Raw genomic sequence first — 18552 nt, 5'->3', positions numbered from 1 at the left:
AACCGAAGCCCACAGTGAATTATGCCGGTCTCTTACATGAGATACCTGTTTTCTGGAGAGCCGTATGCGGGAAAACCGCACGTACGGTTCGGAGGGAGGGGAGCCAGTAATGGATAACTCCCCTACCCCTATCATATTCCGCACTACGGACTGGTCAAGGTTGAACCTTATCTCACACATCACGCATCACTCTGCTCTTGCTCTGTTTTTACTCTGTTTTCCTCTGTGTTTATCTCATCTTTCATTCATTATCCGTTCACTCGTTCACCTGTTCACCATAAACTTCTCTGATCTCTCTGCGTCTCTGTGGTGAAATTCATCTCAGAATCTCTTATCTAAAACAGCCGAGCTATCCGCCTCCGGCAGAAATCTCTTGACAAAGCTCGCTATTAAGGATTCGAGGGATAGTTATGGCTATTATTGTGAAAAAATTCGGCGGTACTTCCGTGGGAAGTATCGATCTGATTCAGAGCGTCGCGGCGAAGATTGCTTCAGAGCATCGCAGTGCGGATTCTCTGGTGCTCGTCGTATCCGCAATGGCGAAAACTACTGATGACCTTGTTCGCCTTGCTTACGGCATCTCTGATCACCCATCCAGACGTGAATTTGACATGCTGCTCACTGCCGGAGAGCGCATCAGCATGTCCTTGATGTCTCTCGCCCTGCAGGAAAAAGGCTTTTCATCGATCTCCTTCACCGGCTCCCAAAGCGGAATCATGACGGATGACAAACACGGCAACGCCCGCATCCTCAGTGTGAACGCCTTTCGCATCCGCGAGGAACTGATGTTGGGCAAGATCGTGATCGTGGCAGGCTTTCAGGGTGTGAGCTCCGCCAAGGAAATCACGACCTTGGGACGAGGCGGTTCTGATACTTCGGCGGTGGCGCTTGCCTGCTATTTGAAAGCCGATCGCTGCGAGATCTATACCGATGTGGATGGCGTCTTTACAGCAGATCCGCGCATCGTTCCGAATGCCCGTTTGCTGCCCTCGATCGATTATGCCCGGATGTTGGCGCTTAGCTACAACGGCTCCAAGGTGATCCACCCCCGTGCTGTTGAATTTGCATATAAATACGAGATTCCGGTGGAGGTGAAATCTTCTTTCACCTTCGCTTCAGGGACGATTATACAAAAAGATTACATAAAGGATAACTCTATGGAAGAGAGAAATATAAGCGCCATCGCGCACAAAGAAAACCTCGCCAAATACGTGCTTAGCAAGAATGCGGCATTGCTGGATCTGTTTCAGGTCTGGCAAAATGAGATTTTCAAATACTATGTGGATGGCGATCAAATCGAGCTGCTTATCGAAGATAAGTTTCAAAAAGAGATCGATTATCTGATCGAAAAAAATGGTCTCGAACTGATCGAAAAAGTGGATGCTCTCGGCTGCGTGAATCTAATCGGACTCGGCATCAATCTCGATCCCTGCTTTTTGGAAAAAACGATCCGCATCTGCGAGCCCTTTGATATCAAACGCATTCAGCACAGCGAGATGACCATCGAGTTGATGTTGCCTTCCGATCAGGTGCAGGATTGCGTGCGCGCTGTGCACAGTGCTTTCTTGGGAGATTCCAAATGAGATATCTGGTCACCAGCGCTCTCCCCTATGCCAATGGCAAGCTGCACGTCGGACACGTGGCGGGAGCATATCTTCCCGCTGACGTATTTGTGCGCTATCTGCGCCTCAAACAAGAAGATGTGATCTATATCTGCGGCACGGACGAACACGGCACACCGATCTCGATCAGCGCCGATAAGGAAGGCGTCTCACCCGCCGCCGTAGTAAAACGCTATCATGATTCCATTAAAGCCGCGTTTGACTCCATCGGTATTGAATTCGATAATTTCTCGGGTACCGCTCGAGAGCAGCATTACAAGCTCTCGCAGGAGTTTTTCCTCAATCTCTGTAAAAAAGCGCATATCAAACCCAAGGTCACCAAGCAATTCTTCTGCGAGCACGACAAACGCTTTCTGCCGGATCGATATGTGGAAGGAACCTGTCCACGCTGCAATGCAAGCGGCGCGCGCGGAGACCAATGCGACGCCTGCGGCCAGATCTATGATACCACTACGCTTGTCGATCCCGCGTGTAAGATCTGTAGCAACAGACCGGAAATCCGTGAAACAAAACATTGGTTCATTCAATTGGACGACTTTCGAGATCTGCTGCGTGAATGGTTGAAAAGTAAAAGTTATTGGAAAGAAAACGTGCTGAACTTCATGCTCGGTCTGCTGGAGCAGGGATTGATCGAACGTTCCATCACCCGCGATCTGAGCTGGGGAGTTCCGGTTCCTTTGGAGGAAGCAGAAGGAAAAGTGCTGTATGTGTGGTTCGACGCTCCCATTGGTTATATCTCCTCAACGGTGGAATGGGCGGAGCGCATCGGTGATCCTGAACGCTGGAAAGACTATTGGCTGGATCCGGAAACGCAGCTTATTCACTTCATCGGCAAAGATAACATCATCTTTCATGGGCTGATCTGGCCAGCGATGTTGATGGGACAGGACAAGAGCTATTGTCTGCCGCATGATATTCCTGCAAACGAGTTTATGAATCTGGAAGGGCAAAAAATCTCCACTAGCCGCAATTGGGCGATCTGGGTGGATGAATTTGTGCAATCTTTCAGTGGAGAATATCTGCGTTATTATCTTGCCGCAAACGCTCCCGAAAAGGGAGACAGCGATTTCTCGTTCAAGGACTTCCAGCTAAAGATCAACATTGAATTGAACAATGTGTTAGGCAATCTTGCCAACCGCGTCTTTGCCTTTGCGACCAAGAATTTTGAGGGAATCATCCCTCCCGTTCCGATCGGCGAAGCCGGCGCTGCGGTATTGGTGGAGGCAAGAGAACTTATGACGCAGATTGATGCCGGATACCGTGATTATCAGGTGAAAAGAAACACCAGACAAATCATGGATATTGCCCGGCTCGGAAATCGCTATTTTGACGAACGCAAACCCTGGGCGCAGATTAAGACGGACAGAAAGGACGTGGGCGAAACCCTCTGGGTTTGTGCGCAACTCCTGCATATGATCTCCATTGCCTTGACGCCAATACTTCCGGACAGCATGAAACGGCTGCGAGCGATGATGGGGCTCGATCCTGCAGCGCTTTGGACAGAGGAAAAGATGGAATCGATCGAACCGATCGTACTCAGTGATTCCAAGGCTCTTTTTACCAAAATCGATGATGAGGCGATTGAAGCGCAAATCGCAAAATTGCAACAAAATGCAACGCTTGAAACAAAAATGGATTATGAGCCGATCAAAGAACTCATCTCTTACGACGACTTCGACAAAATGGATATCAGGGTGGCGCAAGTGCTTGAAGCCAGAAACATACCCAAGACGAATAAGCTCCTGCTTCTCAAGGTCGATATCGGCTGTGAGCAACGTGAACTGGTTGCGGGAATTGCCGAGCATTACAAACCGTTGGATCTCATCGGCAAACAGGTGATCATGTTAGTGAATCTGGAACCGCGTAAGATCCGCGGCATCGAATCCAGCGGCATGATCTTGGCTGTCCACAGCGAAGGAAAACTGCAGATCATCGCTCCGATCGGCGAATGTATTCCAGGATCTATCGCCAAATAAGACAATGAGATACATAATAGGACTTAAAGCATTACTTTCAATAGTGATGATTGGTCTAACCATCTTTCTATATGCCGCGCAATACCGGGATGGAAGCCTGTGGTTGGAGATTCTGCTCAATTCCGGCAGCGAGATCACTCTCAAGGCAAAATCCGTCTCTACGCCGCGGTTCAACATTGCGGAGATCGATTCACCGATATCCCGCCAAATAGATGGAAATTTGAGCATTAAACTGATGGATGCCGACAAAGTGGCGTTTTGGGGCTTTCTCAATCGGGTCGAACCTATTAATAAACACAGCTTAATCCGCGAAGAAGACTTGATCCGCGAGTTTTTCGCCTGGGCGGATTCTCAACTGGTGATCCGGCGTGAGAAACTGATCTTTGAACCCACTACTTTTTCAGCTTACGAATCGGCAAAGACTTATGCTTCCCAAACCGGCATCCCGCATAAGCAGATACTGTCGATTCCAATGCTAAATACCACTGTGAGAATAGTGTCCGGAACTAATACATATTATTTCGAAACGCCGATATTGATCAAGACTGAGAACGAACTCTTCATCAACGGAGCAAGTCTTGGTTTTAGCGGTGAGTTTATCCTGAAAAGCATCGGCGAGAGCTTGATTATAAATCATTTCCTCCCGCTGGAGGATTATGTCGGCGGAGTGATCCAAAACGAGATTGGCAGCTCTGCCCCAATCGAAGCACTAAAAGCACAAGCAGTTGCAGCAAGAACACATGCGATCAGTCTTTTGTTGTACAACCGGCATAAAAATGACGGATATGATCTGTGCAACGGCACTCACTGCCAAGTCTATAAAGGCATGCACCTTTCCAACAACAACATCATTCGCTCCGTGCATGATACAAAGAATCAAATCATGGTTTTCGGCGAAAGGGTGGCGGACGCCACCTATCACAGCAGTTGCGGAGGCAAGACGGATTCCTCCGCAAACATCTGGAAAGGCACACCCCTGCCCTTTCTGATGGGAGTCTCCTGTTGGGAAGAATGCGACAGCCTGGATCTCACGAATGAGAAAAACGCGCGCGCTTGGATCGATACCAAAGTCAGTTCCGCCGGTGCTTCAAGCTGGGAAAGAGCAACACTTTCATGGGAAAAAACCGTATCTCGTTCGACCCTGGAAAACAATCTTGGGATCAAGGGCTTGAGACACATCGGGATCAACAAACGTGGCAACTCCGGCAGAATCGTGTCAATCAGTTTCTACGGTGATAAAAAAGTCACCTTGGACAGCGAATACCGCATTCGTCAGGTTTTCGGAGAGCTAAGCTCATCCTTCTTTTATATCAAAGGCGGATCTTCGGTATCCCAAGGTGCCGATGTGATAAAGGCAACTTCAACCCTTCAATTAAGAGGCAAGGGGTCCGGTCACGGAGTTGGAATGTGCCAGGTGGGAGCTCTGAAACGAGCTCGCAATGGTGCAAGCTTTACGGACATTTTGCAAACTTACTATCCCGGAATCGTGTTATCAGATAGATGGTTACAAAGTGATAACTAAAGACTCGCTGTACCGCGGAACAGCCTTTGGCGAAGAATTTCGCGTCTTTGCGGTTGATTCCACCCAGACCGTGCTTGCTGCGAGAAAACTGCACGATCTCTCCCCCCTGGCAACGATATTAATGGGGAAAATGATCTCCGCAGCGGCGCTGATGAGCATGGAGCTCAAAGTTCCGCGCTCGGATGTGACGCTCAAGGTTGAGGGACACGGTGCGCTCACCGGCGCTTTCATAATCTGCACTATGGAGGGTAAAATCCGCGGCTATGCAAACGAACCCCACTTGTTTTTCGAAGAGACAAAGCAAAACCTTGAACCGGGAAAACACCTTGGTGCGGGCACTTTAACCGTGATGCATCAATATCCGGGGAAACAAGCGCAATTGGGATCGGTGGAATTGATCAGCGGAGAAATTGCCGAAGACTTGGCACAATACTATTTACTCTCAGAACAGATACCTACCGCGGTGAACATCGGGTTACTCATTGATAAACAAGCTTTTGTCCGCGCCTCGGGTGGATTTATTATTCAACAAATGCCGGACGCCTCGCCAAAAAATGCCGATCTCCTGATCCGGAACTTGGCAAATACACCCAATATCTCCGATCTCATGGATATGGGATTCACGATCCCGGATATCCTGAAAAAGTTTGTCTTCAAAGATGCATCTGTCAGATTGACTGAATCCCACAAGCTGGTTTATCGATGCGATTGCAGCCGCACCAAGTTTTCACGCGCTTTGCTATTACTGGGGAAAACTGATTTGACCACCATGCGGGAAGGCATCACACCCGTGTGTAAATACTGCAACAAAGAATATCACTTCTCTGCAGGGGATATATCTGCGTTGCTTGAAAAACTTGGGTAGAATTATGAAAAGAAAGATACTTATTGCGCTATTATTTCTCGCGAGCGTTTGGATCATTGCTATCACGCGGGAGGACGTCGATTTTTTGTTATCAAAAGAGCAGCATCATCTTCTGGCAAAGCATGCGACCGGGATCGAGGCGTTGATCGGGATTCAAAATCCTGAAATTGATGACGTGAAAAGCGTCCTAACCTACGCTCAACGAACCGGGAATCTTGGCTTGGCACAGCGTTGCCACTTTGCTTTGGCGATGCAGACGGATTCCATCGAAGACGCGCTGCAATGGTTGCGGCTCTCTGAATACACAGCTATGGATTCAACCGCTTTCGATATTGGGCTTGATGATCTCACCACCAAGTATAATAGTCCTGCGGACAGATTGATCTGGGATTTTTATCTGATCGGGTTGGATGAAGACGCTTATCTGCAAAGGATAAAGAGCCTTAAGTCCTACAATTCCGTGATCGAATCGCTGGCAAAATCATGGATCGATGAAATCAGTGTCGAGCGCAACGATTCGCTGGCGATGGGTATGATCGATCGTTTCGACAAATATTTCGCGCGTTCCGAGTGGGCACATATCGCTATGTATTACAAGCTCTTCCATCTTTCCAACGCTGAAAACTACCCGGCTATCCAGCAGGAATGCGAATCCCAATCAAGGCTTAGCCCAGCTCATGCTTATACTGCAGCGATTTTTATGATAAGCCCTTCCTACCGACGCGCAAACAGCTCTTCCAATGCTCAAATTCTCCAGCTCTCTCTTTCCATGTTGGAAGACGCCAAAGACACAAGGAGCAGCACTCGTTTTTTATATGATATGTACGAGCCGGCTCACTGGAAAAACCGCGTCCGACTAACTCAACTCAAACTGAGATACTATGTGTTGCTCGATGATCTGAAGTTGTTTGGCGATGAAGAGGATCTGATCGCTATTTTGGATCGCCCCAATGCACAATACAATGATTTGCTGCGCTTGATCGACGAGATAGCCTTTGTCCAAAATGATACCGGTGAGATCGCCGAACTGCATTTCTGGAAAGGAAAGGTGTTGTCTCTGCTAAACAAACGACATCTTCAAAGCATTGCTGCCAAGAGCTTTGCCCGTTGTCTGATTTCCGGAGCGCCCCGCAAACGTTATGACGAATCTGCGCTCAAGGCGCTTACAACCATCCATGCCAAGCTTGCCACTCAGACTGAGCTTCACCGCTGGATAAGAGAATTGATGAACTACAATGGAATATTGTTTGAAGATATTACTCCTACCACGCCGATCTCGGGGCAACGTTTCACCAGAATCGCCATTGGAGACTATGATAATAATGGCTATCCCGATTTGCTGTTTAACGGCAACCGCTTATACAGTAATGAATCTGGAAAAGGCTTTGCCGACGTTAGCGAATCTGCCAATGTTGCCAATTTGAAAAGCAACGGAGGTTTGTGGGCAGATTTCAATCTCGACGGACATCTGGACTTCATGACCATCTCCCACAACACTGATGGCATGGGCGAACGCCTGATGAAAAACATGGACGGAACCCGCTTTGTAAGCGTTAATGAACGCGCCGGAGATATTGATGACCTATTTCACACCGAGGGAGCAGCCTGGATCGATATTGACGGCAGTGGCTATCCAAGTATTTACACAGCGAATTACGAGACTTGGCAACAACGTAGCGGCTATCCCGATTTCTTTTGGTACAACGACAAAGGCTATTTCTCAGACCTAAGCGATGCCCGCGGCATGCGGCTTCCCGCGTATGCCGACAAACCCGGTCTGGCTGGAAGAGGCGTGGCGCCTGCCGATTTTGACAACGATGGCAAACAAGAGATACTGGTCACCAACTATCGCCTCAACCGCAACATCTGTTGGAAACAGGCGGATTCTCTTTTTGTAGATATCGCCCCCCTCTATGGACTTGCCGGAACGAACAAAAACGGATATTACGGACACAGCATTGGTGCCGACTGGGGAGATTTTGATAACGATGGCGATCTCGATCTATTCGTCGCCAACCTCGCTCATCCGCGCTATATTGATATCTCAGACGTCAGCATGCTCCTGCGCAACGATGGGCTTTCCTATCACGTGGTGGAAACAGATACGATCTATTATTGGAAGTTCACGGACATCACCCGGGAAGCCGGTATCACTTTTGACGAACTGCATTCCGATCCTTTGTGGTTTGATGCGGACAACGACGGCTTCCTCGATCTCTTCATCACTTCTGTTTATGAAAACGATCGCAGCTATCTTTACCGAAACAACAAGGACGGCACTTTCACGGATATCACCTGGTTGGCAAATGCCAGAGTATATAACGGATGGGGAAATGCCAGCGCCGATCTTGATCGGGACGGACTGCCGGATCTCGTTGTCGGAAGCGGCAACGGCACCAAGATCCTGATCAACAGAACCCAAACCAGAAACCGGGCAGTCTATGTGAAACCCGTTTGGAAAAGCGGAGCAGTACTGCTCCCTCAGGACCCCGGTCAATTCCATCAATTCCCAAATTCCCCCGCCTATGGCACGCGGGTCAAAGTGATCCTACGCCATCCTTCCGGAAAGATATACAGCCTTGTCAGAGAGCTCAGCAGCGCCAAAGGCACCACCTCACAAAATGCGCAGGAACTTCATTTCGGCATTGGGCGCAGCAGTCTTGTCTCCATAAAAAGAGTTCATTATGGTAAAGATTAGAAGCCATATCCTCAATCCGCTCGGTCCCGACAAAATAAACCTATTGACCGATCACGTCATCGTTATCGTAAACGATGAAATTCAGTCCGTCAGACCCTTCGATGCAAAGCTGGATTCAGACAGCGAAGACAGGCGCGATTGCCTTGTCCTTCCCGGTTTGATCGATCTGCACGTGCATCTATCCCAATACCGGATCAGGGGAAACCATCGTCCCGCTCTGCTACCTTGGCTAAAAGAAGTGGTATTTCCTGAAGAAGCAAAGTCCGTGGATCAAGATTTCGCCGCAGAGCTTGCCAAAGACTTCTTTCATGCCCTGTTTCGTAATGGCACTACTACTTCGGTAATCTACACCGCAGGGTTCAAGTCCGCATGCGACACCGCTTTTCAGATAGCGCGGGAACTCGGCGCCAGAGCTTTCATCGGCATGACGATGATGGATCAAAACAGCCCCAAAAGCCTGATTCAGGATACTCATATTTCCCTTGCTCAGAGCATCGGGTTGTTTCAGAAATGGAATCGTAAGACCCCGCTTTTGAACTATATCTTCACACCTCGTTTCGCGCCCACCTGCTCAAGGCAACTGATGAAGGAACTCGGAGTATTTATCACTGAAAGCGGCGCCTGGCTTCAGACTCATCTTTCCGAAAACAAAGCAGAGATCACCTGGGTGAGAGACCTATTCGGGCTTGATTCATACACCCAAGTCTATAAGGAAATGGGACTTCTGGGTCCGCGCAGCATATTGGGACATGCCATCCACCTTTCGGCTAATGAGATCGCTCTGCTCAAGGATTATGACTGCAAGATCGCTCACTGCCCGGATTCCAATTTCTACCTCAAAAGCGGAGAATTTCCTTATGAGCGAATCAAAGGAGCAGGGATCGAAATCGGTATTGGAAGCGACGTCGGAGCAGGCACGACCCTGAATATGCTCTATCATGCCAAAATGGCAAACTTCCGGCAATCTTCATATACGATCACACCGGAGCGCATGCTGTATCACGTCACGCTTGGAAACGCCAAAATCTTGGGCTTGGATAATAAAATTGGCATGGTCGAAGCCGGCAAACAAGCCGATATTGTCTTGTTCAAACTGCCGTCAGAGCACGAGCCCAACGATGCAATCCTTTCCCGTCTATGCTTTTACGGACAGGAGTTCAGCGTTGTCGAAACACGGATCGCAGGCAAGATAGTCTATAGCGTTTGATCCACCTCTACAGCTTATCCCGTGTTTGGAAAGAAACTTGCATTCCCATTAATGGGAGCTTTTTGCATTGCTAATTCCGCACAGATTTCCTGGTGCCAATGCCAAAGATTTTCAGCTCTTTATATGATTACAGAATCTAAAGTTAAATAATAAAAGGAGGAACTCGTGAGAAAACTCATGTTAATGTTCCTACTCTTTGCTTTGATCATGGGGTTATCCGCCGCCGTCGTGTGGCCAAACGCAGTCCCCATCAGGCAGGGAGTTAATATCGAATGGTTCAGAACCGGGATCGAGACTGCCGACGGCGCAGCCGTATATGTGTGGTCGGATACAAAACTTGGCGAGCGTGATCTTTGGGCTCAGAAAGTGGATGCCCAGGGCAACATGGTTTGGGGCGCACCCCTTTTGGTGGATGGCAAACCAGACCGCCAGGAAGATCCCGTCATCACTCGCACCAGTGACAACAATCTCATTATCGCTTGGATCGATTTTTACGACGATCTGGATGGCAACGTCTATGCACAGAAGGTCACCCCCAGCGGCCAACTCCTTTGGCAACAAGGCGGGAAACCGGTTTGCACCCATGTTGGTGTCCAAATCGCGCTCAATATTGAACCCGATAATGCCGGCGGTGCCTACCTTGTTTGGGTGGATTCCCGCAGCCCCAGCAAAGACCTCTATGGTCAACGTATCGATTCCAATGGTAATCCAGTTTGGGCTGTGAACGGCATCCCAATTGCAAACGGCATCGGCGACGAAGTGCAAAACACCATGCTCCCCGATGGCCAGGGCGGCATGATGATCGCCTACACCCATACCTACGTTGGTGCCGAAGATATCTATTTGAAACGTTTTCTACCCAATGGCAGCATGGCTTGGCCTCAGATGGTCGTGCTTGCGGACGCTCCCGGAAATCAGGGAAAAGTGCGTATGGCTACTCTGACAAACGGAGAATTCGTATTCACCTGGCAGGATCAGCGCAACAACGATGATGACATTTATGCTCAAAAGGTCAATCTTCAGGGTCAATTGCTCTGGTCGAACCCTTTTATCGTTTTCGGAGATTCCGGAACAGCGAGTTTTGCTCCTCAAATCAATCCCCGCTTGCAGGCTACTTCGGATAATGCCGTGATCATCGTCTGGGAAGATAACCGGCTGGATAATCTTAATGCCGATCTCTTCGCCCAGAAAGTAAGCTCCGCTGGAACCCTATTATGGAACGCTCTTGCAGTGCCCATCTGCACTGCTCCATTTGCCCAGATCAGTCAGAGACTCGCTTCAGACGGACAGGGCGGCGCGTATATCGTCTGGGACGACCTACGAAACGGCAACGCACCCAACGACGATATCTATGCCCAACACATCTCCTCCGCAGGACAAGCGCTATGGGAAGCCAACGGCAAAGCTATTTGCACGGCAGCAAACACCCAAAACAGCGGTCTTATAAAAGTCGCCAACGGCAACGTCTTTATCAACTGGATGGACATCCGCAACGGCAGCGTCGGCATCTACTATCAGGTGTTGACTTCCGCCGGTACCGCGCTTCTTGAAACAAACGGGCGTGAAGTTTTCTGGGGCTTGAGCGGAGATACACCCTTGGACAACTATCTCATCCTTCCCCGTCAAAACGACACAGTCATCATCTGGCAGGACAACCGCTTTGCCAATCTTGGCTATCAGATCTATTTCCAATTTCTCAATTCCGATGGCACGGTTGATCTGGAAACCAACGGCAGACCGGTCACATTGCCCACCGGAGCGGATCAGATCACTCCTCAGGCAGCGGTTACGCCCGATGGGCATATCGCCATCATTTGGGAAGATAAACGCAATCCCAATCCAAAGATTTATATGCAATTAATCAGCCCGCAGGGAAACCGTCTTTGGGGAGATTTTGGCATCGAACTCACAGTGGATGAACCCATCCGTCAGAAAGATCCCATGATCACATACATGCCGGAATCCAATATCTTCTTCGTCGGCTGGTCAAATTATGACCAGATCGGTGGAAGCTTCCTCTATCATGTTTACGGACAAGCTATCAACGCCACCACATATACCAAGCTCTGGGGTGTCGATGGCAAAATCCTTTCGGCAACTACTCCCCAAAGCTTGTCAAACGAATGCATCCTTTATGACCTTAAGCAGGATTACTATTCATGGCAACGTTATGACCCGATTGATGGAACGCTCAGCATATACGTCAAACGAGTCAACCTGCAGGGGAATCCCTATCTGGGCTGGCCCGAAGACGGACTGCGCGCTTCCACCCATTCAAATTTGGACACAAACCAGCTTCAACCGATTTCCTCAGTCACCAACAATGGCATTTTCCTCATGTGGAAAGACGGTCGTGATGATTCCATCCAAAACTTTTGGGGACAACACGTCAGCGCTTCCGGTGCTCGGATGTGGAATCCAGTAGGTGTGAATCTTGCTGATTATGGCAGAGAACAGGAACAGCCCGCCATCGTCCCCGGTGGAAACGACATCACTTTTGCCTGGTGTGAAAACATCAACGGCATGTTTGACATCATCGCCCAGAAGTATTCACTGGATGGAAATCCACTATGGGGCAATCTCGGATATTTCGTCGTGCAAAAAGACAGCACGCAATCCAATCCCAGCGTCGGCCGCTTTGCAAATGGCGGAGTCGTCATCTCCTGGACAGAGTATTACAGCATCGAAAGCGACATCTACTACAAATACATCAAACCCGATGGCACTTTTGTTTCGCAAAACATTGGCGGAGACATCATCACTGCTGCCGGAAAAGGTCAATACAAACCCTATACCGCGGTTTTGGGTGAATCTGCCCTCGTCATTTGGGCAGATGGCAGATCAAGCGGAAAAACGGAAATCCTGGGACTTTATGCTCAGAAACTAAGCAATGGCACCGTCTCCATCGATGATCAAAACATCCCTGCGGCGGCACCATTCACCCTGATGCAAAACTTCCCCAATCCCTTCAATCCCAACACCACGATCAAATTCAATATCAAGGATACGAACCGGGATTACCAACTCTCCATCTACAACATCAAGGGACAAGTAGTCAGAAACCTGCACAGCGGAAAGCTGGCTTCCGGCACTCAAAGCATCACCTGGAACGGCAAAGATGACAGTGGCAACGGCGTTGCCTCCGGCATCTATTTCTATCGCCTTTCCGATGGCAGCCAAAGCCAGAGCAGACGCATGCTCATGATGAAATAAACAAACTCCAAAGCACTTCTCCGAAAGAGGCGCCTGACGGTGCCTCTTTTTTTTGTGAGATGTGTCATAAAAGCGTGATACCAGTCGCCTCGACTGTTGCCGACGGGGACGTCGGCGCTCCATGATATGGAACTACCGACGTCCCCGTCGGTTCATACGCGCAGCCCCAACCAAAGCGACACAAACACCCACAACGTCAATTCCCCAAATCTGCCATTATTATCCAATTGCTTTTGATTTCAAACGCTTAGCAGTTTAAATTATATCCTTCCCCGTGAGCATTACGGAGTCAATACGGACTTAGTCCGTAATGAGTCCGTATTGATTCCGTAATGCAAAGGGGGAAGAACGGGTGAATGCGGTGCTCCCGTTCCCACCAATTCTCACTCCTCAATTCTCAATTCTCAATTTTCAATTCTCAATTCATAGCGATGGGGTTTATAAAGAAATTGTTGAACCGCCAGAATAATTCTATTTTACTTATTGCCAGATAGATATGCTTTGCTCGCCTGATGATGGGTGATTATTTTCTTGACCGCAAATGCGCTATTGTAAACTGGGGCAAAATATAGACCTTTAATCCGAGCCAGTGAGCCGGAAAGGAGAAAATATGACCGCCACACCTCAATTTTTGGGACGCAACGTCTTTGATCTCGATGATTATTCCGCCGATGAGATCATGTATATCCTCGAAGCCGCCAAAGGCATGAAAGAGATCAACCTCCGCGAATACAAGAAGATACCCACTCTACGCGGAAAAACCGTTTGCACACTCTTCGTGGAAAATAGCACTCGCACCCGCATGTCCTTCGAGCTTGCCGCCAATCGGCTCAGCGCGGACGTCGTCAGTTTCCAAGCATCGGTCTCGGCTTTGCAGAAAGGCGAAAGCTTGCAAGACACCGTTTACACGCTGGATGCGATGGGCATCGATCTCTATTGTATCCGACACAGCAGCCCCGGCAGTCCCCAACTCGTGCACAAATATTCCGGAAAGCCTGTGATCAACGGCGGAGACGGACGTCACGCCCATCCCACTCAGGCACTTTTGGACATCTTTTCCATCTGGGAAAAACTGGGAGATATCCGCGGACTCAAGATCACCATCGTGGGGGACATCCTAAACAGCCGTGTGGTGCGCTCAAATCTCATCGGCATGAAGAAGCTCGGAGCCGAGGTGACGGTCTGCGGACCGCGCACCCTGATGCCCTCATACATGGAGGAAGTCTATGGATGCCGTGTCGAATACAGCCTGTCGGAGGCGCTCAGGGACGCGGACGTCGTGATGGGTTTGCGCATGCAGCTTGAACGCATGACCGAAGGTCTCTTCCCCAGCCTCGAAGAATACAGCAAACACTATGTGCTCTCCAAGGACACCATCAAATATGCCAAAAAGGACGCTCTGATCATGCATCCCGGCCCGATGAACCGCGGGGTCGAGATTTTGCCGGAGATCGCAGACAGCTCTCAAAGCGTGATCGTCGAACAGGTCGCAAACGGTGTCGCAGTCCGCATGGCACTGATGTTTCTCATCCTCGGCGGAAAGGCATAAAGGAGCTTGAACATGAAAACTCTCATCAAAAACGGGCTTGCCTACATCGAAGGCGCCATCGTCAAAATGGACATCCTGATCGAGGACACACGCATCGCGTTGATCGACAACGATATAACAGCCGATGCGGACGAAGTCATCGACGCCGCGGGCATGCATGTCTTTCCCGGATTCGTCGATATTCATGCCCATCTTCGCGATCCCGGTCAGACCTATAAAGAAGACATCATTTCCGGAACCAGAGCTGCCGCCAAAGGTGGTTTCACCAGCGTTTGCGCCATGCCAAACACCGAGCCCGTGGTGGACAACATCGCCACCGTGGATTATATCCAACGCCGTGCCCGCGAGCTCGGTTTTGCCAGAGTCTTCGTCATCGGAGCGATCACAAAGCAATCCGCCGGTGAAGAGATTTCCGAAATGGCGACGATGAAATCCGGTGGAGTCGTAGCGGTCAGTGACGATGGAAAATGCGTCCAAAACGCCAAACTGATGCTCAATTGCATGCGCTATGCCGTCAATTATGATCTTCCGGTCATTATCCACGCCGAGGACTATCACCTCGCCGGAAAGGGACAGATCCACAGCGGAAAGATCGCCACGCAGATAGGCTTATCCGGTATTCCCGCCCTGGCGGAGGAAACGATCATCGCCCGCGACATCATGCTTGCCGAAAGTGCCAAAGCCAGATTGCACATCGCACACATCACTACCGCGAAATCTCTTGAGCTGGTGCGCAGAGCCAAGGAACAAGGCTTGCCCGTCACCTGCGAAGTGACTCCGCATCATCTTTTGCTCAACGAAGAAGCCTGTCTCAGCTTTGATACCAACACCAAGATGAAACCCCCACTGCGTAGCGAAAAAGACCGCCTGGCTTGCGTCGAAGCCCTGAAAAGCGGGCTCATCGATTGCATCGCCACCGACCACGCTCCTCACGCCGATTTTGAAAAAGTGCGCGAATTTGATCACGCTCCCTTTGGCATCATCGGTTTCGAGACCGCGTTTCCGGTGCTCTATCAGAGCCTCGTTTTGCCGGGGATCATCCCTCTCGAACGTTTGATTGAAGCCATGAGCACCGCTCCCAGTAAGCTTTTGCGCTTGCCGGAAAGTGGTATCAGAAAAGGAAATCCGGCGGATTTGACCATCGTCGATCTGAATCAAAGCAGCGTCTTCGCCGCCGAAAACATCCTCTCCAAAAGCAAAAACACGCCTTGGCTGGATCAGACGATCAAAAGCAAGATCATCTATACGCTGTTAGACGGCACATTCACTTTCAGGGCAGAATAATCAGCGCCATGAAGTCATATAAAATACTGCCGATATGGCGGATAGAGCGTCTCAAAGGCGGCTATTTTGTCTTATGGATCGAGGACACTGAGCTTGCCGCGCAATGCCGTCCCGGTCAGTTTTGCGAGCTTAAAGCACCTCAGGGGATACCGCGCCTCTTCAAACCGATCAGCGTTTTTGATGTGATCCAAGACCGCGTTGCCTTTTTCATCAAAACGGTGGGAGCGGGCACTAACGCGCTCTCCGTAATGCGCGAAGGCGATCTGCTCCAGGTCATTGGCCCCTTGGGAACCTCGTTTCCGATTCCAAATAACAAATCTATCGTCCTCGTCAGCGGAGGGGTCGGGTATCCTCCGTTGGCGTTTCTAAAGAAACATCTTCCATCCTCAAACCAAGTGCGTTTTTTGCATGGAGGAGCCTGCGCGGACGACGTTTTTCCCTGCGATGAATGTTTCACAGTGGACGGCAGCGCGGGGATCAAAGCTTTTGTGACGGAAGGATTTATGCGCCTGATCGAAACTCGTCATGTAGATTTGGTTTTAAGCTGCGGTCCCGTCCCGATGCTAAAAGCCCTGAGCGCGATATGCAAAGCCAATGGGATCAAGCACTTCGCTTCTCTGGAAGCATACATGGCTTGCGGTGTGGGTGTCTGTCATGGATGTGCCGTTGGTGTGGGAAGCAAGGGAGATTATCAACGTGTCTGTGTGGAAGGGCCGGTCTTCGACGCGGATGATCTGAACTGGGAGCTGATGTGAACCGCCTGAAAACCAGACTCGGCAAGCTTCATTTCGAGAGCCCGGTCACGGTCGCTTCGGGCACCTTTGGCACTGAATACTTCGATTTTTTCGATCAACGCATTCTCGGCGCATACGTAAGCAAGACAATCACTTATGAACCAAAGGCAGGCAATCCTCCCCCACGCCTCTATGAAACCGAAGCGGGATTGATCAATTCCATCGGCTTGCAAAATCCGGGCATCGATGTCTTCATCAAATCCAGCCTGCCCGAGCTGCGCGAAAAGCTTTACATCCCTCTTGTCGTAAGCTTTTCCGGCTCATCTATCACAGAGTTTTGTGCGATGCTTGAAATGCTTGAAATCTCAGAAGGCATCGACGGTTATGAGGTGAACGTCTCCTGTCCGAACGTGGAAAATGAAGGCATCGCATTTGGAACAGACCCGGACACGGTGTTTGAACTAACCCAAAAGCTGTCCGCAATCACCAATAAGGAACTGATCATCAAGCTTTCTCCGAACGTGAGCGATATCGCCACGATCGCCATAGCCGCGGAAGCCGGTGGAGCAAGCTCATTGGCTCTGATCAACACCCTCTTTGGCATGGCGATCGATATTGAAACAGGCAAATCTCGCATCAAGAAAGGCGTCGGCGGATACAGCGGAACGGGGATCAAACCCGTCGCCCTGGCGCTGACCTACAAAGCCGCGCGAGCCGTGAAAATCCCCATCCTCGCCATGGGTGGAATCTATACATGGCAGGACGCCCTCGAGTTCTTCTATGCCGGAGCATCAATGATCGCCTTGGGCACGGCGAATTTCATCAATCCCATCGCCGCCGCGGAAGCTCATCACGGTCTCGATGTCTATCTGGCACAAAGAGATCTGCGCCTGAAGGACATCGTTGGGAAGGTGAACGGGTGAACGAGTATGGAGCGCCGACGTCCCCGTCGGCGACAGTCGCGATGAACCGACGGGGACGTCGGTAGTTCCATATCCGTTCTCACCCCCCTCACATCTCACATTTCAAGATCTGATAATCTCTCACCTCCGCAAGAAACCCGGCTTCCACGGCGGTTTTTACGCTTTTGCAGGGGAGGTCTTTTGCATGGATTTCGTCCTTTGTGATCGTTGCCAGATCGAGGGAAGGATCGGCTTTTCCCTGCGCATACATCAGCTTGGTGAAGGCATTATACCAGTTTAGAAACTGTTTGTCGCGGTTGACGGCGCGGTTGTTGAAGATGTCCACATAGACGGCGAGATCGGATTTGTAGCCGATCGAAAGCCCCAACGCGGCGAGGTTTTTCCCCACCACGGAAAAGCGCCTGTTTTGCGCGGTGATGCGCTGTGGCGTGTGACGGCGAACGAGGGTCCGGTTCAGACGCGGGCTCCAATAGTAAACGAGTCCGTCGCATTTGCCGGTGTAACCCATGACCAGGTTTTTGAATCTGACTTTCATGTTTTCTCCTTGATTTTGTTGGTGAACTGGTGATTGGGGTGGGGAATTCCGATTCCCCACAGCTTGGCAAAACACAGCCGAATCGGAGTTCGGCTTCCCAATGGGGCGCAGCTTTCAACTGTTCACCCTCTCACCTGCTCACTCGCTCACGCCACTTCTCCATCCCCTGCCCGCCATATCACGATGATCAAAGCATCCGCATTGCGGGGCAGGCACTTAGCGCGTTTTTCGTAAGAAGGAAGCGTCTATATATAGTGCCTTACGCGGATAAATAGTTAGTCAAGTTATACAAGATTTATATTGACATGCCATAAATACTGATTATATTGTCTCATATCTAAACTTAGAAGGAGTGAGAAATGGGACGACCTAAGCAGAGCTTGGATTCATGCACATTGGAAGCCATTGAGCAATCAATATCAGC

At 50.0% G+C, this 18552-nt stretch carries 12 protein-coding genes; 11 read left to right on the top strand and 1 reads right to left on the bottom strand.

Annotated features, from left to right (window positions below; all coding sequences use genetic code 11):
- Window positions 1-422: 422 nt before the first annotated feature.
- The 11 genes from Q8M98_03015 to Q8M98_02965 all read left to right on the top strand — a co-directional run bounded on the left by Q8M98_03015 (window position 423) and on the right by Q8M98_02965 (window position 17593).
- Window positions 423-1583 carry an aspartate kinase gene (locus Q8M98_03015; GenBank protein MDP3113725.1) on the top strand — a complete coding sequence of 387 codons (1161 nt, stop codon included), beginning with the start codon at window positions 423-425 and terminating at the stop codon, window positions 1581-1583.
- Entirely contained in the window at window positions 1580-3598 is a 2019-nt protein-coding gene (gene metG / locus Q8M98_03010; GenBank protein MDP3113724.1) for a methionine--tRNA ligase, read from the top strand. Before Q8M98_03015 ends, metG begins: the two co-directional genes overlap by 4 nt.
- A 46-nt stretch (window positions 3599-3644) precedes the next feature.
- Window positions 3645-5120: a SpoIID/LytB domain-containing protein gene (locus tag Q8M98_03005; protein ID MDP3113723.1), complete on the top strand. Its 1476-nt coding sequence runs from the start codon at window positions 3645-3647 to the stop codon at window positions 5118-5120.
- The gene (locus Q8M98_03000; protein MDP3113722.1) at window positions 5110-5985 is read left to right on the top strand and encodes an Hsp33 family molecular chaperone HslO; all 876 of its coding nucleotides are present in this window, start codon (window positions 5110-5112) and stop codon (window positions 5983-5985) included. The genes Q8M98_03005 and Q8M98_03000 overlap by 11 nt, the downstream gene beginning before the upstream one ends.
- A 4-nt stretch (window positions 5986-5989) precedes the next feature.
- Window positions 5990-8683, top strand: a complete 2694-nt coding sequence (locus Q8M98_02995; GenBank protein MDP3113721.1) for a CRTAC1 family protein — start codon at window positions 5990-5992, stop codon at window positions 8681-8683.
- A complete protein-coding gene (locus Q8M98_02990) occupies window positions 8670-9890 on the top strand; it encodes an amidohydrolase family protein (protein ID MDP3113720.1) in 1221 nt (406 codons plus the stop codon). The genes Q8M98_02995 and Q8M98_02990 overlap by 14 nt, the downstream gene beginning before the upstream one ends.
- A 165-nt stretch (window positions 9891-10055) precedes the next feature.
- Window positions 10056-13103, top strand: coding sequence for a FlgD immunoglobulin-like domain containing protein (locus Q8M98_02985; GenBank protein MDP3113719.1), 3048 nt, complete (start codon window positions 10056-10058; stop codon window positions 13101-13103).
- A 610-nt stretch (window positions 13104-13713) separates the two neighbouring features.
- Window positions 13714-14652: an aspartate carbamoyltransferase catalytic subunit gene (locus tag Q8M98_02980; protein ID MDP3113718.1), complete on the top strand. Its 939-nt coding sequence runs from the start codon at window positions 13714-13716 to the stop codon at window positions 14650-14652.
- A 12-nt stretch (window positions 14653-14664) separates the two neighbouring features.
- Window positions 14665-15936, top strand: a complete 1272-nt coding sequence (locus Q8M98_02975) for a dihydroorotase (protein MDP3113717.1) — start codon at window positions 14665-14667, stop codon at window positions 15934-15936.
- Window positions 15937-15944: 8 nt separating this feature from the next.
- A complete protein-coding gene (locus Q8M98_02970; protein ID MDP3113716.1) occupies window positions 15945-16691 on the top strand; it encodes a dihydroorotate dehydrogenase electron transfer subunit in 747 nt (248 codons plus the stop codon).
- Window positions 16688-17593 (top strand): dihydroorotate dehydrogenase, encoded by a 906-nt coding sequence (locus Q8M98_02965; protein ID MDP3113715.1) that lies wholly within the window; start codon window positions 16688-16690, stop codon window positions 17591-17593. Before Q8M98_02970 ends, Q8M98_02965 begins: the two co-directional genes overlap by 4 nt.
- Before the next feature lie 88 nt (window positions 17594-17681).
- Here the strand turns inward: Q8M98_02965 and Q8M98_02960 are convergent, their stop codons facing one another.
- Complete coding sequence (locus Q8M98_02960) at window positions 17682-18128, bottom strand: hypothetical protein (protein ID MDP3113714.1); 447 nt, start codon at window positions 18126-18128, stop codon at window positions 17682-17684.
- Window positions 18129-18552: the final 424 nt, after the last annotated feature.

The sequence above is a fragment of the Candidatus Cloacimonadaceae bacterium genome, assembly GCA_030693415.1.
GTDB lineage: Bacteria > Cloacimonadota > Cloacimonadia > Cloacimonadales > Cloacimonadaceae > JAUYAR01.
Note: the sequence above shows the minus strand (reverse complement) of the source record. Positions and strands in the feature narration are given on the sequence as shown.

Excerpts from the sequence above, each read along its gene's own strand:
- metG (MDP3113724.1), top strand. The coding sequence starts at position 1,580 with ATGAGATATCTGGTCACCAGCGCTCTCCCCTATGCCAATGGCAAGCTG.
- Q8M98_02980 (MDP3113718.1), top strand. The coding sequence starts at position 13,714 with ATGACCGCCACACCTCAATTTTTGGGACGCAACGTCTTTGATCTCGAT.
- Q8M98_02990 (MDP3113720.1), top strand. The coding sequence starts at position 8,670 with ATGGTAAAGATTAGAAGCCATATCCTCAATCCGCTCGGTCCCGACAAA.
- Q8M98_02960 (MDP3113714.1), bottom strand. The coding sequence starts at position 18,128 with ATGAAAGTCAGATTCAAAAACCTGGTCATGGGTTACACCGGCAAATGC.
- Q8M98_03005 (MDP3113723.1), top strand. The coding sequence starts at position 3,645 with ATGATTGGTCTAACCATCTTTCTATATGCCGCGCAATACCGGGATGGA.
- Q8M98_02970 (MDP3113716.1), top strand. The coding sequence starts at position 15,945 with ATGAAGTCATATAAAATACTGCCGATATGGCGGATAGAGCGTCTCAAA.
- Q8M98_02995 (MDP3113721.1), top strand. The coding sequence starts at position 5,990 with ATGAAAAGAAAGATACTTATTGCGCTATTATTTCTCGCGAGCGTTTGG.
- Q8M98_02975 (MDP3113717.1), top strand. The coding sequence starts at position 14,665 with ATGAAAACTCTCATCAAAAACGGGCTTGCCTACATCGAAGGCGCCATC.